Annotated in this window: 17 protein-coding genes; 3 read left to right on the top strand and 14 right to left on the bottom strand. The window is 38.2% G+C overall.

Features of this window, described 5'->3' with window-relative positions; all coding sequences use genetic code 11:
* Window positions 1-166: 166 nt before the first annotated feature.
* The 10 genes from EYS08_RS10340 to EYS08_RS10295 all read right to left on the bottom strand — a co-directional run bounded on the left by EYS08_RS10340 (window position 167) and on the right by EYS08_RS10295 (window position 15,282).
* A complete protein-coding gene (locus EYS08_RS10340) occupies window positions 167-2,836 on the bottom strand; it encodes a beta-glucosidase (protein ID WP_131029971.1) in 2,670 nt (889 codons plus the stop codon).
* A 2-nt stretch (window positions 2,837-2,838) separates the two neighbouring features.
* On the bottom strand, window positions 2,839-4,260 hold the full coding sequence (locus EYS08_RS10335; RefSeq protein ID WP_131029970.1) for an alpha-L-fucosidase: 1,422 nt from the start codon (window positions 4,258-4,260) through the stop codon (window positions 2,839-2,841).
* A 56-nt stretch (window positions 4,261-4,316) separates the two neighbouring features.
* Window positions 4,317-5,909 carry a SusD/RagB family nutrient-binding outer membrane lipoprotein gene (locus EYS08_RS10330; RefSeq protein ID WP_131029969.1) on the bottom strand — a complete coding sequence of 531 codons (1,593 nt, stop codon included), beginning with the start codon at window positions 5,907-5,909 and terminating at the stop codon, window positions 4,317-4,319.
* A gap of 20 nt (window positions 5,910-5,929) precedes the next feature.
* Window positions 5,930-9,196, bottom strand: coding sequence for a SusC/RagA family TonB-linked outer membrane protein (locus EYS08_RS10325; protein ID WP_131029968.1), 3,267 nt, complete (start codon window positions 9,194-9,196; stop codon window positions 5,930-5,932).
* Window positions 9,197-9,306: 110 nt separating this feature from the next.
* The gene (locus EYS08_RS10320) at window positions 9,307-10,497 is read right to left on the bottom strand and encodes an ROK family protein (RefSeq protein WP_131029967.1); all 1,191 of its coding nucleotides are present in this window, start codon (window positions 10,495-10,497) and stop codon (window positions 9,307-9,309) included.
* Between the two features lie 148 nt (window positions 10,498-10,645).
* Window positions 10,646-11,839, bottom strand: coding sequence for a signal peptidase I (gene lepB / locus EYS08_RS10315; RefSeq protein WP_131029966.1), 1,194 nt, complete (start codon window positions 11,837-11,839; stop codon window positions 10,646-10,648).
* Between the two features lie 163 nt (window positions 11,840-12,002).
* A complete protein-coding gene (dapB, locus tag EYS08_RS10310; protein ID WP_131029965.1) occupies window positions 12,003-12,737 on the bottom strand; it encodes a 4-hydroxy-tetrahydrodipicolinate reductase in 735 nt (244 codons plus the stop codon).
* A gap of 100 nt (window positions 12,738-12,837) precedes the next feature.
* Complete coding sequence (locus EYS08_RS10305) at window positions 12,838-13,563, bottom strand: DUF5683 domain-containing protein (RefSeq protein ID WP_131029964.1); 726 nt, start codon at window positions 13,561-13,563, stop codon at window positions 12,838-12,840.
* The gene (locus EYS08_RS10300) at window positions 13,563-14,471 is read right to left on the bottom strand and encodes a ParB/RepB/Spo0J family partition protein (RefSeq protein WP_131029963.1); all 909 of its coding nucleotides are present in this window, start codon (window positions 14,469-14,471) and stop codon (window positions 13,563-13,565) included. Before EYS08_RS10300 ends, EYS08_RS10305 begins: the two co-directional genes overlap by 1 nt.
* A gap of 7 nt (window positions 14,472-14,478) precedes the next feature.
* The gene (locus EYS08_RS10295) at window positions 14,479-15,282 is read right to left on the bottom strand and encodes a ParA family protein (RefSeq protein ID WP_029280114.1); all 804 of its coding nucleotides are present in this window, start codon (window positions 15,280-15,282) and stop codon (window positions 14,479-14,481) included.
* Between the two features lie 180 nt (window positions 15,283-15,462).
* Here EYS08_RS10295 and EYS08_RS10290 point away from each other — a divergent pair, with 180 nt between their 5' ends.
* Both EYS08_RS10290 and EYS08_RS10285 read left to right on the top strand, forming a co-directional pair.
* Window positions 15,463-15,984, top strand: a complete 522-nt coding sequence (locus tag EYS08_RS10290) for an NADPH-dependent FMN reductase (RefSeq protein ID WP_131029962.1) — start codon at window positions 15,463-15,465, stop codon at window positions 15,982-15,984.
* Window positions 15,985-16,955: 971 nt separating this feature from the next.
* Entirely contained in the window at window positions 16,956-18,707 is a 1,752-nt protein-coding gene (locus EYS08_RS10285; protein WP_131029961.1) for an ATP-binding protein, read from the top strand.
* Between the two features lie 171 nt (window positions 18,708-18,878).
* Here EYS08_RS10285 and EYS08_RS10280 read toward each other — a convergent pair whose 3' ends face one another.
* The 4 genes from EYS08_RS10280 to EYS08_RS10265 all read right to left on the bottom strand — a co-directional run bounded on the left by EYS08_RS10280 (window position 18,879) and on the right by EYS08_RS10265 (window position 24,213).
* The gene (locus tag EYS08_RS10280; RefSeq protein WP_131029960.1) at window positions 18,879-19,355 is read right to left on the bottom strand and encodes an acyl-CoA thioesterase; all 477 of its coding nucleotides are present in this window, start codon (window positions 19,353-19,355) and stop codon (window positions 18,879-18,881) included.
* Window positions 19,356-19,839: 484 nt separating this feature from the next.
* A complete protein-coding gene (locus tag EYS08_RS10275) occupies window positions 19,840-21,984 on the bottom strand; it encodes a glycoside hydrolase family 97 protein (protein ID WP_244215924.1) in 2,145 nt (714 codons plus the stop codon).
* Window positions 21,985-22,472: 488 nt separating this feature from the next.
* Window positions 22,473-23,726 (bottom strand): DUF2130 domain-containing protein, encoded by a 1,254-nt coding sequence (locus EYS08_RS10270; RefSeq protein ID WP_131029959.1) that lies wholly within the window; start codon window positions 23,724-23,726, stop codon window positions 22,473-22,475.
* A 106-nt stretch (window positions 23,727-23,832) separates the two neighbouring features.
* Complete coding sequence (locus EYS08_RS10265; protein ID WP_057932237.1) at window positions 23,833-24,213, bottom strand: OsmC family protein; 381 nt, start codon at window positions 24,211-24,213, stop codon at window positions 23,833-23,835.
* A gap of 184 nt (window positions 24,214-24,397) precedes the next feature.
* Between EYS08_RS10265 and EYS08_RS10260 the strand changes: the two genes are divergently transcribed.
* The gene (locus EYS08_RS10260; protein ID WP_131029958.1) at window positions 24,398-24,763 is read left to right on the top strand and encodes a YtxH domain-containing protein; all 366 of its coding nucleotides are present in this window, start codon (window positions 24,398-24,400) and stop codon (window positions 24,761-24,763) included.
* The last annotated feature ends 332 nt before the right edge of the window (window positions 24,764-25,095 follow it).

Raw genomic sequence — 25,095 nt, 5'->3', positions numbered from 1 at the left:
TTGAGGATCTATCTATCATCCATCTAACATCTCAATATTAGATCCTGATATAATTCAGGAGGACGGGCACAAGAAAACTCGGATTAAAATAAAAAAGCCGCAGATTTAACCAGAATCTGCGGCAACTATTACTTGATATGGTTTATACCCACATAGGGGTGTATTATTAAGGTTTAACGATTAAATTATCTTTTAAATAAAGTGATTTACTTGATGATCCGATCATAATTCTATATTCTCCTGGAGCTACTTCCCATACATTATTGATATTAAGTGTTTGAAGCACCTCTTTATTCATTTTGAATGAAATTACCTTTGTTTCACCAACCTTTAAATGTATCCGCTGGAAAGCACGCAGTGCAAGAACAGGCTGAGCCAATTTGCTTAATAAAGGTCTCATGTACAACTGTACCACTTCTTCACCGTCGTAATTGCCTGTATTTTTAAGCTCGAAGCTTAAGTTAGCAGTTTCATTTTTAGCGATACTTTTGCGGTTAAACGTCAAATTTGTATAAGAAAAGTTGGTGTAACTTAATCCATATCCAAATGGAAAAAGTGGCTCGCCGCTTAAGTTGTTATAATCATCGCTTCTCCCGGTAGGTTTGTGATTGTAAACCAGGGGTAACTGCGATTCGTCAATCGGGTAAGTAATTGGAAGCTTCCCAGATGGATTTGCTTTTCCCAGCAATACATCAGCAACGGCAGCACCTCCTGCTTCGCCAGGGTACCACGCGTTTAAAACCGCGTTTACTTTATTTAACCAAGGCTGCATATTGATGGCACTTCCACCAGTTAATACCACAATAATAGGTTTTCCTGTTTTTGCGAGCTCTTCCAATAACAATTCTTGGTTACCAGGTAGGTTTAACATGGCCCGATCTAAAAACTCTCCTTCTTTTATGCCTGTAACAAATACGATTGCATCTTTATTTTTTGCAGCAGCCACCGCATCAGTTATTTCGTTTGATTTCCTGATATCATAATCCCAGATCAATTTGATTTTACCATTGCCTTTAGGCTCAAAAAATTCGACCTTAATTGCATACTCCTTATTTTTTTCGAAATGAAATGGAACCGTCTTCGTGCTGAAAGATTTTTTATCCCAATTATCGATAATCAGTTGGTTATCCAGGTATAATCGGTAACCATCATTACCCTCTAATCCGATATTAACATCGGCATTTTGTGGTACCTTAATTTTACCGGCCCACCGTACCGAATAATCATCTAACTGAAGTTGCTCATCAGGTGGGTATAATGTCCAACTGAAATTAACAACCTTATCATTTACTTCTTTAACGGGTTTTCCGGAGAAGCGAAGCCCTTTGTAATAGGTCCCGATTAATCCTGCTTTTTGATTAACAGAAAGAAACTGGCTATCAATAGGAACATAAGATTGAAGCTCGCGACTGCTTCCTTTTAAATAATTGATTTCAACATCGTTGGATACTGCACTTTTCAACCCTTCCAAGATATTTATCTTTTTATTTCCAGTACCACTATATCCACCTAACCTGGCTTCAATTGCATCTTCACCTAATAATAGAATCCGTTTTGTAGTTTTTAGGGGAAGCGTGTTATCGTTTTTTAGGAGTACCAAAGATTTTAAGGCAGCCTCTTTGGCTAGATTGTGATTACTTTGATCGCTTAGCATCTTTTCAGCAATACTTTCATCCACGTAAGGATGCTCAAACAGCCCAAGCTCGAATTTAGCTTTCAGAACCCTGGCAAGGGCATCGTCTATTCTGGATTTGGGAATGCTGCCATCTAAAAATGCAGGTAGAAAAAGTTTGTAATGGTTATAATCTACCTGGAAGATTACATCAAGGCCAGCGTTAATTGATTGTGCCGTTGCATCTTTATAATCTTTAGCCGTAAAATGTAATACATTGGCACCGCCAACTGCACCTGCGTCAGAAATTACGAAGCCCTTAAAGCCCCATTCCGTTTTTAGTTTAGTGGTAAGCAGCCATTTATTTGAGGTTGCAGGAGAGCCAAAAACACTGTTATAGGAAGTCATTAATGAACGTATACCTACATTTTTAACACCATCCTTAAATGCAGGAAAGTGGATTTCTTCTAAATAATGTTTATCCATTTCAATTGGATAACTATCCCGACCACCATCGCCAATATTGGCAATAAAATGCTTTGGGGTAACAATAATATTTTGCCTTTCTATGGCATTCATAAAAGCATGGCCCAGAACCGTTGTTAAATAAGGATCCTCTCCATAGGTTTCTTCTACCCTTCCCCATCTAACATCTGTAGCCATATTAATTACAGGCGCCAAAAGATCTCTCAGGCCGCGTGCTCTTGCCTCTTTGGCGATAGCTGTACCAATCTTGGCCACTAAAGCAGTATCGAAACTTGCCGCTAAACCAATTGATTGTGGAAAAGCGGTAGCGCCTTGCCTAACCAAACCATGTAAAGCTTCATCGAATGGAATGATTGGGATGCCCAAACGGGTTTCCTCAACAAAATATTTTTGGATTTTGTTAACTTTTTTAGCCAGAGAAAGTCCGTCTTCAGAAGTATTGTAGGTTAACATTTGTTGTGCATTACCACTTCCCTGGGCAGCAGCACTTACCTGCAAACCAAAAATACCTTGTTTAAACTGATCTTTATTCTTTTCGGTTACGTCACCTGGAATCATAAATAACTGCCAGAATTTCTCCTCCGGTGTCATTCTCGAAATGAGATCTTTTACCCTCAAATCAATACTTAGCTTTGGATTTTTATAGGCTAAAGCTTGTCCATTTTTAACTTGCGCAAAAAGGCTACTGCAGAAAAACAATGCAGGCAATAAGTATAGGCATCTTCTCGATTTCGGCATTGCTAATTGGTTTCAGGTGTAAAAGAAAAAGTCAAGGCTATTTTCTCTTCCGTTTTAGGAAAACCGAAGTGTACCTTGCCATCTTTCAATGTCCATTTTACCTTTTGGTTGGTACTTAAAATGGTAATGAGACTTCCTTTTTTAGGAATACTCCCTTGCCATGAAATTTCTTTGTTTGGCGTATTGCCAATTAAATTGATGCCGTAAATAGTTTTACCATCTTTACTTTGCGTGAACCAGTTCTGTCCATCATGGTAGTTTTTGGTAATCCTTGTTCCATAAATGGCAACACCATTTTTACTGGTCCACTTACCAATTTCATCCAATCTTGTAATCACATGATCAGGCAGCGTTCCATCTGCCTTGGGGCCAATACCTAAAAGCAAACTTCCACCTTTAGCTACTATTTCTACCAATTTATGAACCACTTCGCCTGTTGATTTATATTGATCGTTTGGTACAAAGCCCCAGGCTCCACCTAAAGTCATGCAGCTTTCCCATGGGTAATCCAATTGCTTTTCAGGGATTTTCTGTTCTGGTGTTTGGTAGTTTTCAAACTGGCCATGTACCGTTCTATCAACCACAATTAAACCTGGTTGTGCCTTTCTGGCATCAGCGGCAATTTTAGGCATATCAATATCCTGACTCCAATCTGGAATAGGTGCTCCCCAGGATAGTACTTCTTTGTTTACGCTATTGCGTGGGCGAACCCATCCACCATCTAGCCATAAAATATCAATGCTTCCGTAATTGTTCATTAACTCTCCAATCTGGTTCTGGGTAAAGCTTTTGAACTTATTCCAGCGCCACTGATTCTTTCTGATATCATAATTATTATTTCTATCTGCAGTGGCATATTTGTCCCACCAATAGTATTGAGAATGCCAGTCGGGTTTAGAAAAATAAGCCCCGATCATAAAATTTTCCTTGCAGAAAGCATCAAACACATATTTAGCTACGTCTTTTTTGGCATTGGTTGAAAAAGGACCTTTTGCAATGCTAAAATCGGATTGTTTGGTATCGAACATGGCAAAGCCATCGTGATGTTTGGTGGTAAACACCAAATATTTCATTCCTGCACTTTTACCTACTTTGGCCCATTGCTCCGGATTAAATTTTGTTGGATTAAATTTCTCGTTTAAGCCCCAATACCATTTCTTATAATCATCGTACTTTATTGTACTGTCTCTGTCAATCCAGTCTTCTGAACAGATTGACCAAGATTCAATAATTCCAGGAACAGCATATAAACCCCAGTGGATAATCATCCCAAACTTTTGGTCTTGCCAGTGCTCTAATTTCTTTTTTACTGCTTCATCTTTAGGCCATTCGTATTTGGTTGATTCTTTTAGGATATCGTTTCGTTGTGCAAAAGCGATATTGACGAAACAGATAAAGGCAATTAAAAGGCTACGTAGTTTCATATTTTAATATAATTAAAAATCCCGGCAGAAACTGCCGGGATTTAATTTAAAAAGGATTAAGGCATCCAGAATATTTTAGTTTTGCGGGTATCTTTAGCTACTACAGCCTGATAGTTTGCACTATTTAAAGTTTTCTCTTTTGCCGGATAAATTAATCTTGTTGGAGGAGTCTCATAACCTGCTTGCTTTCCGTTTGTTGGGAATGTTAACACAGGGAAACCAGTTCTTCTGTATTCAGACCATGCTTCCGTTGATTGAAGAACACCAAAGTGCACCCATTTTTGAGTGTAAATCTTTGTTAATTTATCTGTTGAAGCACCAGTGTATGCTGCAGTAGAAGTATTTACCCAAGTATCAATTGTTGTTGCTGAAGGAAAAGTTTCCTTAACATACACCCCTTGATTTATACTATTCAGGTGGTAATAAAATGCTACAGATTGCCTTAAAGCAATATCGTAAGCAGTTTTGGCATCTGTTGTACTGCCCCAGCGCTCAAATGCTTCTGCTTTTAGCAAGTTAACTTCTGATGCTGTAATTAAAATTCCAGGAAGTTTTTGGTTGAAAACAAATGTTCCAGAATCTAACACAGCATAATCAGCAAAGCTTGATTCTTGTTGGGCTGTGGTGAAAGTTATTGGCATAGCTCGGTAAGTTGTATTCTGAACGAATTTACCTCCTACTGTACGACCAAATTTTTCATATAATACCGGAATGCGCGGATCATTTGCTGGTACGAGAACTGTATTTAACATATAATCAGTAGCATACCAACTGCCTTCAAAAAATGCATCATGCAAATCGCTTGAACTGTTTGTAAGAGGCTGCAATAAAATATCAGAAACACTTGGGTTGTAAGTGCCAACATTACCACCATCAACTAATGGGAAATTAGTCTGATCGCCCAACATTTGAAGTACAGCAGTTTTTGCAGTCGCTTCGTCTGTTTTTGAAATACGCATTAACAGCCTTAAGCGTAATGAATTAGCGTATCTAGTCCATTTATTTACATCCCCCTTTAACAGAATATCTGCTTTAGCAAAAGCAGCGGTAGAAGTTGCTGTTTTGAAGTAGGTGCCTGCACTTGCTAAATCAGCAATAAAGCTAGTATAAAGTGCTTTTTGCTCATCGTATTTAGGGTTTTTAATTAAATCATTTGTTGTTAAACCTCCAGCTTCTGAATAAGGAATATCGCCCCATAAATCTACCATCTTAGCCGCTTGCTCAATAAGCACTACTTTTGCCGCTTGTAAAATAACTCTTTGAGCAGTTTGATCAGTAGATGAAAGTGAGTTAAACTTCCTTTCCATTGCCCTGTATAATGCAACAGATCCGCTTCCATTTCCTCCTGGGCCATAGAAATCATCCCAGTATTGTTGTGAGTAACTATCGCTTTGCTGATAAACGGTATTGCCGTTAGCAATGTAAGTAGTTTGTGCATATACACCTGGCATTTGACTTAAGAATGTGCGCACGTTCCAATACTTAGCAGCTACACGGTCATTATTAAGCATCCCCGTAAATAATCCCGGTAAGTTTGGGTCTAAAACGTTTTCAGGGTTATTAAATTTATCATCAATATCCTTTTTGCAACCAACTGCAACAGTTAGTGACAATACAAGAAAACTTGCTTTTATGATTAACTTTTTCATAATATCTTATTTGTAATTGACTAAAAATTTGCATTTAATGAGAATCCAAAGTTTCTAGATGCAGCTGTTGAGCCCACATCTACACCTTGCGACCACCATTTATTTCCTAGCGGTGCCTCTGGATCCAGATCTTTCAAAGTTCTGTGGATGTAAAACAAATTACGTCCGATCAATGAAAATCTTAAATTAGAAATTTTCAGTTTTTTAGTGAAGGAAGCAGGGATTTTATAGCTCAATACAACCTCTCTCATTTTGATATAATCGTTATCAAAAATCTCTGCTTCGGTTAATGAACCTTCACCCCAGTTATAGGTGGTTAAGTAATAATCAGCAGCAGAAAGCACTTTAGTATTTGGCAATCCGGTGGTTTGATTTACGCCCTGCAAAACTACACCGTCATTGTAGGTTTTACCATTGCTGGTATAACTTAAACCGCCGCTAGCTGCATCTCTGAATTCCATTGAATTTTCTAACATACCTGCACCACGCATATATTTCAAGTTAGGTGCAATCATTTTGCCACCAAAACGGTAATCGATAGTTACGTCTAATGCAAAGTTTCCGTAGCTAAAAGTGTTAGAGAAACCTCCAACTGCTTTAGGCATAATGTTTCCTGCCTTAACATAAACAGAATTATCCATTACATAGTAACCATCATCATTGATTAAGTAATTGCCATTCGCATCAGTTTTTCTCGGACGGATATAGATGTTACCCAAATCCTCGCCAGCTCTGGCCACAATTTTAGCAGTAGCTTGATCTGAAGAATAGAAATTGATCTCAGAATTGGCATCATACAATGAATTAACTTTCGATTTATTGGTTGAGAAGTTTAAACGGGTATCCCATCTGAATTTTCCAGAAACCGGTGTTGCGTTTAAAGCAATCTCCCATCCTTTATTACCTACTTCACCAACGTTTACAATCTGTTTTTGTGCGCCATTTGTTGCAGTAACGTCCAAAGGTAAGATTTGATTTTTGATCTTATTATTATAATAACTCACATCTAAACCTAATCTTCCATTTAGGAACCTTGTTTCCAAACCAAATTCAGCTTCATGCTTCTTCTCAGGCATTAAGCCTAAGTTACCATATGAGTTTAAGGATACGATTGATGGCACGGGGCCGTTGATGCTTTGTAAAGAAGTTTGCTTATAAGAAATGTTTGCTTCATAAATAGGAGGAGCATTACCTACCACACCGTAAGAAGCTCTTAATTTTCCATAACTCCAGAATTTTGGTAATTTCCAAAGATCACTAAATACAAAACCACTGTTTACTGAATAATAAGAGTATTGATTGTTTCCTGGAGGAAGGGTAGAAACATATTCTTGTCTAGCAGTACCCTCTGCAAATAAGAAATCTTTATAGCTAAGGTTCATGATACCTAAATACGCATACTTAAGTTGTTCCTTACGTGCCTCAGTAGTTTCTGCCACATTAAATGAGTTAGATAAGGCAAAGAAGTTCTCCGTTACTAGTCCATCTCTAGTGTTCGATTTTAAGTCTTTATAAGTTTCTTTTCTACCTTGGTAACCACCACTGATTGATAGACCAAAATCTTCACCAATTTTATTTGAATAGGTTAATAACGCATCCCCGTAAAGTACTGAGTATTGACCTTGAGTTGTTGTATATGCCCCTGTACTTGTATTCGTGTTAAGCGCGCTTGGAATTTCAGTAAACTGATGATTTTCAGTTTTAACACTGGTATAGTCATTACCAATACGTCCTCTCAACTTTAGGTTTTTAGCTACATCATAGTTTAAAGTGAAACTGGATAACAACCTGTTTTCGTTTTCATCATACTGGTTTCTCAATTGTTGCCAGTAGAAATCCAACAAATTGGTTGCTCTGATATTGAAAAGGAATGGTTCAGGACGAGCAGTTTGATCAAAAGTAGCATACTTGTAACCTTTGCTCGTTTGGAATCTTTCTTTCATCAAGTTCATATCTTCCGCACGGCTGAAAAAACCAGCAAACGAGCCTAAAACTTGACCTAATTGGTAAGGCCTGTTTTTGGTAATGGTATTTACATAACTTACAATCACATCTGCAGATAATTTTGGTGCAAGCTTGATTGTAGAGTTTAAGTTAAAGGTATTTTTAGCACCGGTATTTCCTGGTTGAGTACCTTTATAATCTAAACGAGAAGCAGAGAAACGATAGTTAACGCCTTCTGTCTGATTAGAAATTGCAACGTTTGCATTAGAAGTATATCCATTTTGATACACATCTCTGTAGTTATTTGGTTGTGGAGAATAAGAACGAATTGACCCATCCCACCATCTTACTTGTTGGCCTTCCATTTTAGGGCCAAAATTTGCATAAGCTCTGAAATAAGGTCTGAAACCACTTGGAGAACCTGCATCAGCGATCCAGCCTTCTTCATTTGCACCGTTTGCTACGTTAGTTTCTCTATCATAACCAGGGCCATAAGTGTTTTGGAAATTAGGTAAGAAAGCAACCTGATCTATTGATCCCTGATAGTTAAAATCAACACCCAAACCTCTGTTTTTAGACCCTTTTTTAGTGGTAATTACCACAACGCCACTCGCCGCATCAGAACCGTAAAGTGCAGAAGCACTTGCACCCTTTAATACCGTTAAGCTTTCAATATCCGCAGGGTTAATATCCAATATACCGTTACCACGAACGCGTTGATCATCCCAATAGTTGTTGTTATTAGCACCAGCAGCACCATTTTGTCCATCGTTTCTGATCATCACACCATCCACAACATATAAAGGTTGCTGATTGTAATTAATGGAGTTAATACCCCTGATTTGAACGTTTACAGCACTACTTGCACCACCTGGAGCTGTTGTAATTTTTACCCCTGCAGCTTTACCATAAAGAGCTGAGGCAAAGTTGGTATTACCAGCTTCTGTTAGCTGTTTAGCCGTTACCGTGCTTACTGCGTAACCAAGAGATTTTTCCTGGCGTTTAATCCCCAATGCAGTTGTTACTACATTAACTTCATCAAGCTGATTAGAACTTTCTTTTAGGATTACATCTATTGATGTTTGATTGTTTATGCTAATTTCTTGCTTGGCATAACCTATTGCAGTAAATACTAAAATTTCGTTAGGGCTTACTGATATAGAGAATTTTCCACTGCCATCTGTTTGAGTTACTTTTGCAGTTCCTTTAACAGAAACGCTTACACCAGGAAGAGGCCCTGATGCGTCTTTTACCGTACCGGTAATATTCTTCTGTGCAAAAGCTGTTATTGTTAAAAAACATAACAACAACATACTTAGACACTTTAAGTACATTTTTTTCATAATTTTTAGTTTAGTTAGTTTAAAATAAGTTTAAGGTAGTGCGAGACTTGGTAAGTTGATTTTTTATTTTAGCATATGCATTGGTTTTAGTTATATGTTTAAGAATCTCTTTAGTCAAATTGATTATACTCTACTGTCAAACTTCCTGCAGCCAATAATTCAGCTTCATCCGTCAGGGTAGAGAGCTTTATTTCGGTTTGCTCGGCTATTCGGGGAATACAAAACTCATGGATAGCTTGCTGGATTGGTGGCAAAAGCATTTTACCTGCCTTAGCTCCTCTTCCACTTAAAACAATACACTGAGGGTTTAAAAGATGGATTAATGTGGCTACTCCTTTGCCCAATTGAAAAATAGCTTTAGCCAATACTGATATGGCCACTGGATCTTGCTGACTTACAGCATGTAAGAAATGATCTGCAGGGTGTTTACTTTTGTCTTTAAACAGTTTTTTCATGCTCGATTCGGCGCCTCCAGCTATTGCTTCTTCCGCCCGCTTAGCCATCACTAATAAGGAAGTATCAACCTCTAAACAGCCTCTTCTGCCGCAAGAGCACAAATTGTCGCTGTCTGAAAGTGGGATGTGACTAAACTCACCGGCACTGCCACTACTGCCGCGGTATAATTTGCCGTTTACAATTATTCCCAAGCCCGTTCCCCAGCCAATATTAACCACCATTACATCTTTTAAATTAACAGCTTCTCCGAAATTTAATTCGGCCAGCGCAATCAAACTAGAATCGTTATCTATATATACAGGTAAATTGATTTTAGAAGAAAGATAATTTTGTAAGGTTGTTCCTTCTTTAACTTTAAGAAAAGAGTGGTTAATTCCTTCATCGGCATTAACAAAACCTGGCATACCAATACCAACTCCTAAAATATCTGTTCTGTTGATTTCAGATTGGTCGATACTGGTGTTGATGAAACTTACAAGGTCGCCAATATCGCTTTCTTTTGATGACAGCTCAAACTCTAAAGTCCGAATTGGTGTAACCATTGTCCTTGAAAGGTCGTAAATGGTTAGCCTGGATGTTAGCTGATCCATTGCAATGGCTACAATATATTTTTTCAGATTTGGATTGATCAGGAACATTGCAGCCCTTCTGCCGCCTGTTGATGGAGCAAAACCCTCTTCTATAATATATCCTTCAGCTATTAAACCATTAACCACAGCGGTAACTAAAGGCAAGCTCTTTTGCGTCAGCTTACTCAAGTCTGTAAGTGATAGCGATTTTTTATAGTATAAATGCTTAATAACACCAGCCCTAAGCCGCTGGTTTTTCTCTACAATTACAGACATGATATTTGATTACAGTTCAAACTTAAAAAATATTTTTAAAACATCACAATACTTTTTAATTTTTTTTAAAAGTTAATTATCAATTGGCCGTAAACAAAACGGGCGAATAATCTTCGATTATCCGCCCGTTTTAAAGAATTATATTTTATTAATGGATCCCCATAAACAACCTGCTCCATCTTATTTTATGCAATAAAGATGCTGTACTATCCCAGCTCATCCAAACAAATAAGGCTTTACCAACAATATGATCTTCGGGTACAAAACCCCAATAGCGCGAATCGGCTGAATTGTGGCGGTTATCACCCATCATCCAATAGTAGTCCATTTTAAAAGTATAAGTAGTGGCCACTTTATCATTAATATACCAAACACTTGCTTTTTGCTCTACTTTATTTCCTTCGTAAGTTCTGATTGCCCTGTAATACAGCGGCATGGTGTTGCTATCGATTTTAACAGTCCATCCTTTTGAAGGGATTTTAATCGGCCCGAAGTTATCCCGGTTCCAAACCCTGTTTGGATCGTTCGGAAAAACACCTCCCGGAACAGCCCCGGCAGGATCAGGACTTAATGTAACTGATTTTACAAAATCAAATGTTTTTAATTTATCGGCAATTTCTGGCGAGGCATCTACAACATATGTCTTATCAGCAATAGCAGGCGTTCCGCCTAAATTCAGTTTAAATTCATCAAGTACAGCATAATTAAAATCCATGGTTTTAAATTCGATGCGATACGGCATCATACCCGTATTTTTTAAAGGCTCATTTTTGCCATTTACATTGGCAACACCATTGCTCATCGAAATTACATCGCCCGGAATACCAATACATCTTTTAATAAAGTTCTCCCGTTTATCTACCGGACGGTCTATTATCGTAAATGTGCTTCTAACCTGCTGCCGGCCCATGCTGCGTTCTAATGCATAATAACTTTCTGCCTGGTTTTCTACTGCAACAGTATCTCCTTCGGGAAAGTTGAATACCACAACATCGTTTCTCTTAATTTTAGATAAACCCGGTAAACGGCGATATTTCCACTGCACACCATCCCAATAAGCTTTGGTAGAAGTGGTTAAAGGCATAGTATGGTGAGCAAAAGGAAAAGCAACCGGAGTCATCGGGATACGCGCACCGTAATTAACTTTACTCACAAAAAGGAAATCGCCAATAAGCAAAGATCTTTCCATCGAACCAGATGGAATGGTATAAGCCTCAATAAAAAATACGCGGATGATGGTTGCTGCTACTACTGCAAAAACAATTGCATCAACCCACTCACGGGTTTTAGTTTTTTTCTTCTTTGGGGCATCTTTTTTTCGTTGCCAGAATTTATAATTCATATATCTTATTTTTGGTTTGCGATTTATTAATCGGTTTACCTGTTATCCTTCGGTGTGATTTCACAGATTATGTGATTACACAGATTATTATCTGTTTGGCTATTCGGTTAATTGCATAAATCGCTTAACTGAAAACTGCCAATTGTCAACTAAAAATTATTTCCTATTCAAAAATATCAGTAATGCTGAAAAATCCTTTTTTATCTTTTAACCATTCTGCTGCTACTACAGCACCTAAAGCAAAACCAGCTCTGTTATGGGCCGTATGTTTAATTTCTATTTCATCTACCTCACTACTGTAAATTACAGTATGCGTACCTGGAATATTTTCTATCCTATGTGATTCTATCAGCAACTGTTCTGCTTTCGGAAACAATTCAACATCAGTTCCTACCACTTCGTTTAACCACTCTTGTTTTCTGTCCAGGTTATCTACGATCCCTTCTGCAAGGGTAATGGCTGTACCACTTGGTGCATCCAGTTTTTGTGTGTGGTGAATTTCTTCAACCTGAACCTCATAGGCAGGGTAGTTATTCATCAGCTTTGCCAAAGTTTGGTTAAGCTTAAAGAATAAATTTACGCCAATACTAAAGTTAGACCCATAAAGCAGCGTATTGTTACTGTTGTTGCAATCGTCTTTTACTTCCTGGAGTTTGCCATACCAGCCAGTAGTACCTACAACTATAGGCACATTGGCATCAAAGCAGGCATCAATATTTTTTAAAACCGAATCAGGTGTGCTAAAATCGATGGCTACATCAGCCGATTTTAAATTCTGTCTGGTTAAATCCTCCTGATTATCGACGGTTATCTTTAGAACAATTTCATGGCCACGTTCTACTGCAAATTTCTCGATAATCTGCCCCATTTTACCGTATCCTAAAAGCGCAATTTTCATGTGTTTATATTTATTTTCAGTTTTTATTTTTGTTTAACGTTAATTGGCAAATGATCATGATTTCAAAATCTGTAGTTAACTAATCATGACGGTTTCGATATTAAAATGTCAGTGATAATTTTAACGCAGGCGTTGCATTGAAACCATACATCGAATTGGTATTAATCATAGATGGCATTACCTTAAAAGAAAGGTTATCATCAATATTGAAGAAATGCAAACGGGCTGCAACATAAGCATCAACTACATTGGCGAAATAAACCAAACCGTAAGAAAACAATACAATCTGTTTATTTCTTCTATAGGTATCTTTACGTTGGGTGATGCCTGTAGTAGAATAACGGCTACCAAAGGGGCCGTTAGGGTCAGGCTGATCGCTATGTGAGTCGCGATATTGTAATTCTGTTAACGCTAAATTATATTGTTTGCTACTTTCAATGTATGACATGGTAAGTACCGATATACCACCATAAATAGCTGCAATTTTACCACCAGTATACAGCTTTTGAAAAAACTGGCTTTTTCCAGCCCTGGTACCATAACCGTCGTTAAGCAGTTGTATATTATACAATTGCCCCCACCCAGGTATAATCATCGATCTGAAAACAGCTTTTCTACCGGCAACCTTACCCGGATTAACATATTTGGCTTTCATCGAATCCTTTCTCGTCATCGGTTTTCGGGCCGCAGTATCTAACGATTTAGATAATTTGATTTTAGAAGTATCAGCAGGTTTTAATACCGTATCCTTAACCTGCGCCGAGGCTAAGTTTACAAGAAAAAATGTAAATGCAGCAACCAGTATTAAAAGCTTAGTCTTTTGCATTACCAGTCTAATAACTCTAAAATTCGGTTTAGATCGTCATCGCTCATAAAAGGAATTTCTATAGCGCCCTTACCATTCTGACTTACTTTTAACTTTACACGGGTAGCAAATTTAGAAGCCAGATCGTCCTGCAATTTTTGATATTGAAAAGAAACCGCTTTTTCTTTCGATTTTTCGTTTGCTTTTAAAGGTACATGCTGTAAATTACGTACAAGCTCCTCTACTTTACGCACCGATAATCCTTTTTCTAAAATTTCCTGGTGAATAAACAATTGTTTATCAACACCATCAACATTAATTAAGGCTCTGGCATGCCCCATACTAATTCTCTGATCGCGGATGGAGGCCTGAATGGCTGGCGGAAGTTTTAACAGTCGCAGGTAATTGGTTACTGTTGTTCGGTTTTTACCTACACGTTCGCCTAATTGTTCTTGTTTTAAACCTACCTCATCAATCATCCGCTGGAAACTCAATGCTACTTCAATGGCATTTAAATTTTCGCGCTGAATATTTTCAATCAGGGCCATTTCCAACATCTGTTGGTCGTTGGCACTGCGGATGTAAGCTGGAATCTGTGTTAAACCAGCCAGCTTCGAAGCCCTGAACCTACGTTCGCCCGAAATGAGCTGGTATTTATTTGCGCCTAATTTCCTTACCGTAATTGGCTGTATTAAACCTTGTACCTTAATTGAATCGGCAAGCTCATTCAAAGCTACCTGGTCAAATTCGGTACGTGGCTGATATGGATTGGTTTCAACTTCAGTTAAACTTACGTGACTGATATTGCCAATCTGCTCGGTTTCGCTAACAGCATTTACCTGCTGTTTCGGCGGATGAGAAGATTCGCTATCATCTAAAAGCGCACTTAACCCTCTTCCTAAACCTGTTTTTCGCTGAAAAGATGTCATCTATAATTTATAAAGTTGCTGTTCCTATATTTTCTTCTTCCTTTAAAAGGCCGTTTTTCTTTACAATTTCGCGGGCCAGATTCAGGTAGTTTATGGCACCTTTGCAATTGGCATCGTGCATAATGACCGAAACACCATAACTAGGCGCTTCACTTAAACGTGTATTACGCTGAATAATGGTATCGAAAACCAGTTCATGGAAATGTGTTTTTACCTCTTCTACCACTTGGTTTGATAAACGTAAACGCACATCGTACATGGTTAGTAAAATACCTTCAATTTCCAGATCAGGGTTTAAACGGTTCTGAACAATTTTGATGGTATTTAATAACTTGCCCAAACCTTCTAGCGCGAAATACTCACACTGAACAGGAATAATAACCGAATCCGCCGCTGTTAAAGCATTGATAGTGATTAAACCTAAAGATGGTGAACAATCGATGATAATAAAATCATACTGATCTTTAATTTTCTCCAAAACCGCTTTCATTTTGTACTCGCGGTTGTTCAGGTTAATCATCTCGATTTCTGCACCAACCAAATCGATATGGGCAGGCAGTAAATCTAAATTTGGTGTATCCGTTTTTTGGATGGCCTGTAAAGGATCGATATCATTAATGATACACTCATAAATACTATCTTTAATATTCCGGGGATCGAAACCGATACCTGAAGTCGAATTTGCCTGAGGATCAGCATCAACCAGTAAAGTTTTGTATTCTAATACGGCCAAACTCGCAGCCAGGTTTATAGATGAAGTTGTTTTACCAACACCACCTTTTTGATTTGCTAATGCAATAATTTTGCTCATCTATGTATCCGAAATTTACTTAACGTTTATTTGGGCTGTGTTATTTATGCGTTTTAATTGGCAAAAAGTTCTATTTTTGCGTTGTTTACGGCCTTTTTCACAATCAGCTAAGATACAAACTATATGGCAATTTTAGCAAGAAGCGTGTTTGGGTTTTACACATCTTATTAACAATTATCCATGATCACAATTATAGCTGCTACCAACAGACCCAATAGCAATACGCTAAAAGTTGCTAAATATTACCAAAGGCAACTAAAAGAAAAAGGAGCCGATGCCAGTTTGTTCAGCCTGGAGCACCTGCCTATAGATGTTTTGAATACGGATATGTATGGCAAACGATCACAAGCTTTTCAAGAAATCCAAGACATGATTAATAACACCGAAAAGTTTTTATTTATCATGCCAGAGTACAATGGAAGCTACCCTGGGGTATTAAAAGTGTTAATAGATGCCTGTAATTTTCCCGATAGTTTTTATGATAAAAAGGCTGCTTTAGTCGGAATTTCTTCTGGTAAATATGGAAATATCCGCGGTGTAGATCATTTTACAGGCGTTTGCCACTATATCCACCTCCACATTTTGCCTTTACGGCTGCACATTCCAAATATTAAAACTGAGTTAAATACAGAGGGTAATTTCAATCATCCGGATACCATCAAGTTTACCAACGAGCAGATAGAGAAGTTTATCAAATTCTAGTAGGCACTTATTTTTCTACGCCCGGCAGCCCCAAATCTTATTACTGGTCGCGCTACCTAAACCTGATGGAAGCGGCACGCAGTAAAGCGGATAGCGGGAACTGCACCGACCTAAATGTTACTATACCTGCTTTCTAAAAAATAATAGTCTAATCTTTTTTTTGGAAAGCCCAGCCTGCATTTCATAGGAGCGTCAGTCCTGCTTTTCATTCCAAGTCCGCACTCGTACCTCGCTTACGGACTTTCCATTGCAATCAGTTTTAAGAACAAAGGAATTGCCATGACTTAAAAATCTTCCTAGTAAGATCGGATTTATTTTCAGCACCCTATAACCCCTAATATTATTACTGCTCGCGCCACCTAAACCCGATGGAAGCGGCACGCAGTAAAGCGGACAGCGGGAACTGCACCGACCTAAATGTTACTATACCTGCTTTCTAAAAAATAATAGTCTAATCTTTTTTTTGGAAAGCCCAGCCTGCATTTCATAGGAGTGTCAGTCCTACTTTTCATTCCAAGTCCGCACTCGTACTGGTCTACGTGCTTTCCATTGCAATCAGGTTTAGGAATATAAACAGTGTCTTAAATTTTCAGAAGCAATGGTTCATAATGATAAAAACCCTTCCAAAATGAAAAGTTTTTTTACTTAAAACAATCACAAAAATATTCTATTAACCTAAAATACAACAATTTAAACAGAAACCCAATCTACTGGCATGCCAATTGACTACAGGCTAAACAGATGCTATTTATTTAACCTTGTTATATAATTTAGTGAATCAGGAAACAGGTTTAAATTATAACCTATTTTTACACAAAAAAGAGAAAAATTGCTTTGCGTTAATAGCAAAAACCTCTTCGCCCTTTGCAGTTAAACAAAAAAGTCATGAAACCATCAATGATTTTCAAATATCACACAATAAAATAAGCAAATCATGATAGCTTCATCACCATTAAAAAAAACATAAACAGATGAAAATCAAAACCAAGCTCCGCCTCGGATTCGGGTTTCTCTTTATACTTGTTTTATCCTTCGGATTAATCGCACTCTTTTTCTTAAACGAGCTTTCCGATAAATCGAAGGTAATTCTTAAAGACAACTACAAATCGTTGAAATATGTTGCCGCTATGCGCAATGTAATCGATCAGCATCCTTTCCCATTAAGCAGTACTCAACTGGCTGTATTTAGGGAAAACTTGAAAAACGAAGGGTTAAACATTACCGAACCCGGCGAAAAAGTGGCTTTCCAGAAATTAGAAACGACTTTTAGGGTGCTGAACAACTCACAATCATCAACCGATAAAGAAAATAGCATCAAAAATTTGCGCGTTGCGCTGCAAAATATTGAAAATCTAAATATGAAGGCCATTTACGATAAAAATGAATTGGCTAGCGAAACCTCATCGAGGGCAAATCTGTATATCATGATTGCAGCCACGCTAAGTTTTATCATCCTGTTTACGTTCATTGTTAACTTCCCTGGTTTTGTGGCCAATCCACTTGCTGAATTTAGTGCGGCGATTAAACAGATCAGTCGTAAAAATTATAAACAGCGCCTGCACTTCGAAAATGAGGATGAGTTTACAGAACTTGCAGATTCATTTAACGGAATGGTGGTTAAACTAAACGAATGGGAAAACAGCAACTTATCTAAAATTAAATCCGAAAAATCACGTATCGAAGCCATTATTGCACAAATGCAGGATGCCATAATCGGCTTAAATGAAAAGGGAGAAGTACTCTTTCTAAATCATCTGGCGGCAAAACTAATGAGTCTTGATGAAGATAAAGTTATTGGCCAAAACGTGGCCGAACTGATGCAAAAGAACGAGCTGCTTAAACGGATCATTAAACCCGAAACAGACGATAATACCTTAAAAATTTATGCTGATGATAAAGAATCTTATTTCCTGCTGGAAAACCGCGAAATCATCATCCCAAATTATGAGGAGCAGGATGAAAACACTTTAATTGCCTCTTCTAAATCTGCCGGAAGCGTTTACACATTAAAAAATATTACACAGTTTAAAGAGCTCGATGAGGCTAAAACAAATTTTATTGCTACAGTATCACACGAATTAAAAACACCGCTATCATCTATCAAAATGAGTTTAAAATTGCTAAACGATGAACGGGTGGGTGCCATGAACGAAGAACAACATGAGCTGCTCAACCACATCAAAGAGGATAGCGACAGACTGTTAAAAATCACCAGCGAACTTTTAGATCTTTCGCAGGTAGAAACCGGTAATTTAAAACTCACTTTTGCAATAACCAAACCTGAAGAAATTGTAAGTTATGCAGTTGATGCCGTTAAATTTCAGGCCGAACAAAAATCGATTCAACTGGTGCTTAACTGCAGTCAGAACTTGCCAAATGTGAATGCCGATATCCAGAAAACAGCCTGGGTACTGGTTAACTTTTTATCTAATGCATTGCGGTACAGTTCTGAAAAATCGAAAGTAATCATCGATGTTTTCCAAAAAGACAAGTTCATCGAATTCTCTGTGCGCGATTTTGGAAAAGGTATTGATGAAAAATATCAGAAAAGATTATTCGACAGGTATTTCCAGGTACCCACCGATGGACAGAATAAATCGGGCTCCGGATTAGGCCTTGCCATTTCTAAAGATTTTATTGAAGCCGAAAACGGAAAAATATGGGTGGTAAGTGCAATTGGCGAAGGCAGCAAGTTTTGTTTCAACTTGCCGATTGTAGAATAGATTCCGCATTTTTTTACCACAGAGGACACCGAGTTTTGCACTGAGGTACACAGAGTATAAAACAAATACAATAGCTATGCGCTTAACTCGGTGTGCTCTGTGGCCTACCCTCTGTTTTCTCTGTGGTTAAACTGAAGATGATTATGCTCCCAAACGCTCAGCGCCTTACGCTTACACTATATAAGGCTCCATTTCTTTATCAATGCTTTTACGCAGTTCCATTAATTTAATAGCGTAACCATGCATGGCAATTTCTTTTTCGGTTTTAGGCTTAAAGACTGGAATTGCCTTTGGCTGTCCATCGTCGTCTACTGCAACAAAAACAATAATACAGTGTGTGTTTTTAACAAAATCGGTTTGACCTACTGGTTTAGAAAAAGCATCAACGGCAATATGCATGCTGGTTTTGCCCGTGTAAATAATGCGTGCTTCCATTTTAACCAAGTGCCCGATATGAACTGGGTGAAAAAACCTGATTCCACCAACATAAACCGTTACACAATAGGTTTGACTCCACTGTAAAGCACAGGCAAAAGCAGCCTGATCAATCCATTTCATCATCATTCCTCCATGTACCTTACCGCCATAATTAACATCTGAGGGTTCGCTTAAAAATTGAAGTTCGATATGGTTTTTTGTTCTGGGCATGGTAATGTTGTGTTTAAATTGCTTGGTTTTAATGTCTTTGCTAAGATATTATAAAATAAGCTATTTTCCTGCGGTTAGCTGTTATGATCTGTTAAGGTGATAGGTACAATTAAAGCCAAATTCAAAAAATAATCCCGCAGATTTAAGATGATTACCCGCAAATTGATTGGTTTTTTCTGCGGTCATCCGTGAGATCTGCGTGAAAGAACTCTCCCAGCGGTCGTCATCCTGAGTTCATCTTAGGATTTAACTCGCATGATTGGAATTGCAATAGTTCTGGTGCAGTCAGATGTTACCATCTGGCTGATGGATTTAGCCTACTATCAGTTGGTCACAACTGACACCACAGAATATTTAACCACAGATAATACTTAATCCGTGTTTATCTGTGTACATCCGTGGCAAAAAAACAATAAAAAAGCCGTAGCGAGACACTACGATTAGAAGAGTGCCAGTTGGTAACAACTGACACCACCTAATGGAATTATTTTGCCATAATACTTATCGCATATCCCCCACCTGGTGCACAATATTGAGCTAATTTAGTTTTACTGGTTACCTCCATTTTGCGAATGATATAGGCCTTAGGATTGGTTTCGTAATGGGCACCTTTTGCATCAGCATAAATGGTTGCATTATATTTTTTACCAGTATCCAAAAAGCTAAAATCGATTTTAGATGTTCGGGCCACCTCATCATTGGTACGGCCAACAAACCAGTTGTTTTTACCTTTCGCTTTACGCGCAAAAGTGATATAATCGCCTGGCTCTGCTTCTAAAACTTTGGTATCGTCCCAATCTACAGCCACATCTTTAATAAACTGAAAAGCATCCATATACTTGTTATACGTTTCAGGCAAATCGGCAGCCATTTGTAAAGGGCTATACATGGTAACATAAAGTGCCAGCTGGCGGGCCAATGTACTGTGCACAAAAGAAGTATTTTCGGGATTGTAGACACTTACTTTTGTTTCAAAAATACCTGGGGTATAATCCATAGGTCCACCAATTAACCGCGTAAAAGGTAAAATGGTGGTGTGATCGGCATTGTTGCCGCCAAAAGCTTCGTATTCTGTTCCCCTTGCCGATTCATTTCCAATTAAGTTCGGGTAAGTACGCGCCAGGCCTGTTGGGCGAACAGCCTCGTGTGCATTCACCATAATTTTGTATTCAGCTGCTTTTTGGATGGCATACAGGTAATGATTGTTTAACCATTGGCCATAATGATACTCACCTCTTGGGATTATATTACCTACATAACCGCTTTTAACGGCATCGTAACCATTGGCCTTCATAAATTTATAAGCGGTATCTAAATGGCGCTCATAATTACGTACCGATGAAGAAGTTTCATGGTGCATAATCATTTTAACACCTTTACTTGCGGCGTAACGGTGTAATTCTTTTACATCGAAATCAGGATAGGGCGTTACAAAATCAAATACATAATCTTTTGTTTTACCAAACCAATCTTCCCAACCCTCGTTCCAGCCTTCAACCAAAACAGCATCTAATCCGTTTTTAGCAGCAAAATCGATGTATTCTTTTACATGTGCGGTATTTGCAGCATGTTTCACATTGGGTTTTGTTTTGGCATAATCGGTTACACCTAATTGTACACTGATTAAATCGTTGTAGGCCCAGGTGCTTTTACCCGTAATCATTTCCCACCAAACACCCACATACTTGGTTGGTTTTATCCACGATACATCTTTAAATTTCGTTGGCTCATTTAAGTTATAGGTTAGCTTTGAGGTTAAAATGTCACCTGCTTTATCACTTACAATAATGGTTCTCCAGGGCGATAAACATGGTGCTTGCAAATAACCTTTATCGCCAACTGCATCTGGCGTTAACCACGATTCTAAGACCATGTTTTTATCGTCGAGATTTAACGACATTAGCGAATAGTTGATCAATGCCGCTTCGTGGATATTGATGTACAAACCATCTTTACTCTTCATCATTAAAGGTGTTTGTAAACCTGTTGGTGAGAAAGTAGTTTGCGACGCATTTGGTGTAACCGCAGCTTTCATTTTACTGCGTACTTCTGATAGGTTTGAGGTTACCGTACTGTATTCCTGTGTATCATAATCACCAGGAAGCCAAAAAGCTTTATGATCTCCAGCTAAGGCAAACTGGGTTTTCTCTTCTTTAATTACGAAATAATCTAAGTTTTTTTGTTCAGGAAATTCATATCTAAAACCCAAGCCATCATTAAACAAACGTAACCGCACAATGATATAGCGGTTAGTTTCCTTTTGCGTTAAAGTTACCGCCAGTTCGTTGTAATGATTTAAAATTTCTTTTACTTCGCCCCAAACCGGTTTCCAGGTTTCGTTAAATGCACTGGTTTTAGCATCAGTAATAGTAAAACCAGCCAGTAACGATTTGCCATCTTTAAGTTCAAGCCCCAGCTTGCTGGTTTTAATAACGTCTTTTCCTTTGTACTTTAAGCTATAGGTAGGTACCCCCCCTTCGGCCAAAGCAAAGCTGGCCACCAGATTGCCATCCGGCGACTTCAAATCCTTTTCGGGAACGTTCCCGAAAACATTCCCGAAAAATAGCAAAGTGCATATTAAAGTAAGGATTTTAGAGCGGTTAAAGGATTGGTTAGGTTTCTTATTCATATTATCATTTATTTTTTGTTGTTACTATTTATATACATTAGAACTTGCAGGTTTTGGTTTCTCTAATATAAAAATGCATTTAATTAAATACAATTTATATCTAATTAGATAATAATCCGATATAACCTGATACAAAAAGTATTTCTACTTTACTATGTTTCGGTTCGTGATGATACGAACCGCGGCGGACGTTGATATTGTTTTTAATGGCCGTATTGAGCGCTACGCCGTTTAAAAACCTGCGAGGTCTAGTCACGCAATATCTCCGCGTTAGGGATTGTAAGGGTCCAGTACCAATTCTTCATCGATACCGGATCGAAGCGAAGCCATGAGCCTGACCCTTCCGCAACTTGCGTAACGCCCAATAAGCTGGCAGTTTGCAGTTCACACCTCGCGATGAGCAACGTCGGGCTATTCAAAATAGATCGTGAAACAAGTTCAGGATGACGATTCGATATAAAATCGGGATAGGATTATGGTACTCTAAGTTATTCTAAAAGCAAAGTATCATCGTCCTCATCGGTTAAACTCAACTGTACACTATCGCTACCTGCAATGCCTTCTATCGAACCTCGGATATGGGTCGCATTTAACAATACTTTCTCTAGCTGCTTTTCACGTGCTTTCCATAAACGTTCCATTGCATCACGCTCGCGTTGTATGGATAGTTTCATGCTCATAAAACCTTCTCTAATGGCTTTCCATTGTTCTGAAAACTCTGCTCCCATTAAGTAATCGTAAAGCATGTGCATTTTTTCACCGCGGTTTTCCTGCGATTTTACTGCACCTGCCAAGCGCAAAATACCTTCACGCAACACGTAGGCTACAGCATTTACTTCTTCGAAAGAGCAGATCCAAACCCCATCGCGTTGCCCGAAACAATCCATGCCTTTTGGGTAACATTGACTGACGATTACCGCTACATCAATACCCATACTGCGCATATCTTTCTTCAGTTTTTCGATCCAGTCGCCTCCAAAATCTTTGGTACGCTTGCTTTCGTAAATAATTTTACCGCATTCCTGTCCAAATTGGTTGCGTACCACCTGTACACAATCTGCACCACGTACTCCTTTGCCAACTTCTTCAATTAAATCGAAAGGATAATTGGTACGGAGCAATTCTTCCAAAATCAGTTCCTGCACTTCGCCCTGCAATTGCATACTGCCCTGCTCGGCTTTGCGTTTCATTTCTTCGGCCAATTTTTTCTGGTCGTCGAGCTGTTTTTCCAATTCCTTTAAACGCAATTGGTGTTCGGTATCTTTAATGTTATTTTTTTCTGCCTCTTGCTTACGGATCTGTTCTACCAACTCATTACGCTGCTCTTGCATTTTACGTTGAAAAGCAAGTTCCATTTCTTCCTCTTTTACCTTAAGGCTTTCCTCGCGGCGTAAAAACTCCAGTTCTTTTTCGCGGGCCAACTTTAGTTTTTCGGCATTATCTTTCGCATTACCTTCCAGCATCTGCAGTTTGGTTTCAAAATCAGCCGAAATGCTTTTACGCAGATTTTCCTCCAGATTATCCTTAAGCTTGGTTTTCTCTTCAGCAAGTTTAATATCAAAAGCTTTTAACTGCTGCTGTTTTTCAGATTCGAAAATTTGCAGTTTACGTTGATATTCTTCATCTTTCTGTCTTGCATAAGCAGCCGCTTTTTCACGTAACTCTTTCTTATAATCTTCGGCCATGGCTTCTTCCATCGGAAAAACATGGGCACAGTTGGGGCATTTTATTTCGGTAGGCATTGATTTTTGTTTTAACTACCAAGGCACAAAGCACACCAAGGTTTTTTTATTGGTAAAGATATTAAAGCTTTTTATCAATGTATAAACGAGTTTTGCACCGTTACCATTAAAGCACCTTCGATCTGATTTCGTGACCGGAGGCCAAAATTTTACTTACCGGGCATTTTGCGGCAATTTCCTCCAATCTGATTTTTTGTTCTTCGGTAAGTATTCCGGTACATACAATTTCTTCAAAAAATATGGTTTCCCCATTTTCTGTATCAATATTTACTTCTACCTCAATTTTATCAATTGGCCATTCCTTTCTATCGGCATACATCCTTAAGGTAATGGCTACACACGATGCTAAAGAGGCCATTAACAATCCTTTTGGGGCAAAACCTTTATGTGTACCACCCAATTCTAAAGGCTCGTCTACTATAATATCATGAGAACCATTTGTTACAGAACATGCATAATGCTCTTTATTGATTGTCGCTTTTACCATATAATTAGTTTTAGTATTCCAAATATTGTGCTTTAACTTTAAACTTAGGTAAAAGTCTGGTATTTTTTTTTTAAAATGAATTGATAAGTCGGAAGCTTTAACAAAAAGCTATTGATTGCTTTCCAAATCAAAAAACATCAAACATTATATCAAGCGAATTGTTCATTTATAAAACCACATGATCATGAAATACAGAAAGTTAATTGGAAAATATTTAAAGCACGAATCGGATAACAGTGCAAAAATAGCACTTGCTTTAGTGGCTGGTTTAGCAGCGGGCGCAGTAATTAGTATTTTATTTGCCCCTGATAGTGGCGCAGGTACCCGTGGAAAAATTGCAGGTGGGGCCAGAAATCTTCGTTATGGATTTCAGGACAAATACAATCTTTTAAAAGAGAAGGTTTTTGGCGTAGAAGCCATCGAAGAAGATATTATCGAACATGAAGTGCCACATTTTAAACATAAGGTTGTTAAGAAACGTAAATCGGATGTGCAGGAAATTTTAGAAAATGCACACGAAAATGGCCAAGTACAAGAAGGGCAAGGATAAAAAACTTAAATATATAAAAGAAAAGTCGTCATCTCCGATAGCTCCTAAAATCCGCATGTCTGTCGTAATCTGAATATTACTAAGTTCTAAAAATGAATATCACCTGATTTTATTCCGCGATAATTATATTTATAGGCGGAAGTTCATTTTTGATTGGCATTTCTGAACAGATTTGGGGTCGAAATTTTATTTTAGGCATAAAAATGAAATAGACATCCCCTCCTGGCTATATTTCAGGTAACATATTAGCGCTAAGTATTTCTTTTAGTGATCCTGATGCTATGGGTAGCTATGATCTATTGAGTAAATTCTTAATTTCAGCTGTCTGCCCT

The organism is Pedobacter kyonggii (genome assembly GCF_004310665.1).
Classification (GTDB): Bacteria; Bacteroidota; Bacteroidia; order Sphingobacteriales; family Sphingobacteriaceae; genus Pedobacter; species Pedobacter kyonggii.
This window is presented reverse-complemented; position numbering and strand designations above follow the sequence as displayed.

What these genes read in the sequence shown, in the direction of transcription:
- EYS08_RS10340 (WP_131029971.1), bottom strand. Translation starts at nt 2,836, where the DNA reads ATGCCGAAATCGAGAAGATGCCTATACTTATTGCCTGCATTGTTTTTC.
- EYS08_RS10305 (WP_131029964.1), bottom strand. Translation starts at nt 13,563, where the DNA reads ATGCAAAAGACTAAGCTTTTAATACTGGTTGCTGCATTTACATTTTTT.
- EYS08_RS10320 (WP_131029967.1), bottom strand. Translation starts at nt 10,497, where the DNA reads ATGTCTGTAATTGTAGAGAAAAACCAGCGGCTTAGGGCTGGTGTTATT.
- EYS08_RS10260 (WP_131029958.1), top strand. Translation starts at nt 24,398, where the DNA reads ATGAAATACAGAAAGTTAATTGGAAAATATTTAAAGCACGAATCGGAT.
- EYS08_RS10275 (WP_244215924.1), bottom strand. Translation starts at nt 21,984, where the DNA reads ATGAATAAGAAACCTAACCAATCCTTTAACCGCTCTAAAATCCTTACT.
- dapB (WP_131029965.1), bottom strand. Translation starts at nt 12,737, where the DNA reads ATGAAAATTGCGCTTTTAGGATACGGTAAAATGGGGCAGATTATCGAG.
- EYS08_RS10290 (WP_131029962.1), top strand. Translation starts at nt 15,463, where the DNA reads ATGATCACAATTATAGCTGCTACCAACAGACCCAATAGCAATACGCTA.
- EYS08_RS10295 (WP_029280114.1), bottom strand. Translation starts at nt 15,282, where the DNA reads ATGAGCAAAATTATTGCATTAGCAAATCAAAAAGGTGGTGTTGGTAAA.
- EYS08_RS10265 (WP_057932237.1), bottom strand. Translation starts at nt 24,213, where the DNA reads ATGGTAAAAGCGACAATCAATAAAGAGCATTATGCATGTTCTGTAACA.
- EYS08_RS10285 (WP_131029961.1), top strand. Translation starts at nt 16,956, where the DNA reads ATGAAAATCAAAACCAAGCTCCGCCTCGGATTCGGGTTTCTCTTTATA.
- EYS08_RS10280 (WP_131029960.1), bottom strand. Translation starts at nt 19,355, where the DNA reads ATGCCCAGAACAAAAAACCATATCGAACTTCAATTTTTAAGCGAACCC.
- EYS08_RS10325 (WP_131029968.1), bottom strand. Translation starts at nt 9,196, where the DNA reads ATGAAAAAAATGTACTTAAAGTGTCTAAGTATGTTGTTGTTATGTTTT.
- lepB (WP_131029966.1), bottom strand. Translation starts at nt 11,839, where the DNA reads ATGAATTATAAATTCTGGCAACGAAAAAAAGATGCCCCAAAGAAGAAA.
- EYS08_RS10335 (WP_131029970.1), bottom strand. Translation starts at nt 4,260, where the DNA reads ATGAAACTACGTAGCCTTTTAATTGCCTTTATCTGTTTCGTCAATATC.
- EYS08_RS10300 (WP_131029963.1), bottom strand. Translation starts at nt 14,471, where the DNA reads ATGACATCTTTTCAGCGAAAAACAGGTTTAGGAAGAGGGTTAAGTGCG.
- EYS08_RS10330 (WP_131029969.1), bottom strand. Translation starts at nt 5,909, where the DNA reads ATGAAAAAGTTAATCATAAAAGCAAGTTTTCTTGTATTGTCACTAACT.
- EYS08_RS10270 (WP_131029959.1), bottom strand. Translation starts at nt 23,726, where the DNA reads ATGCCTACCGAAATAAAATGCCCCAACTGTGCCCATGTTTTTCCGATG.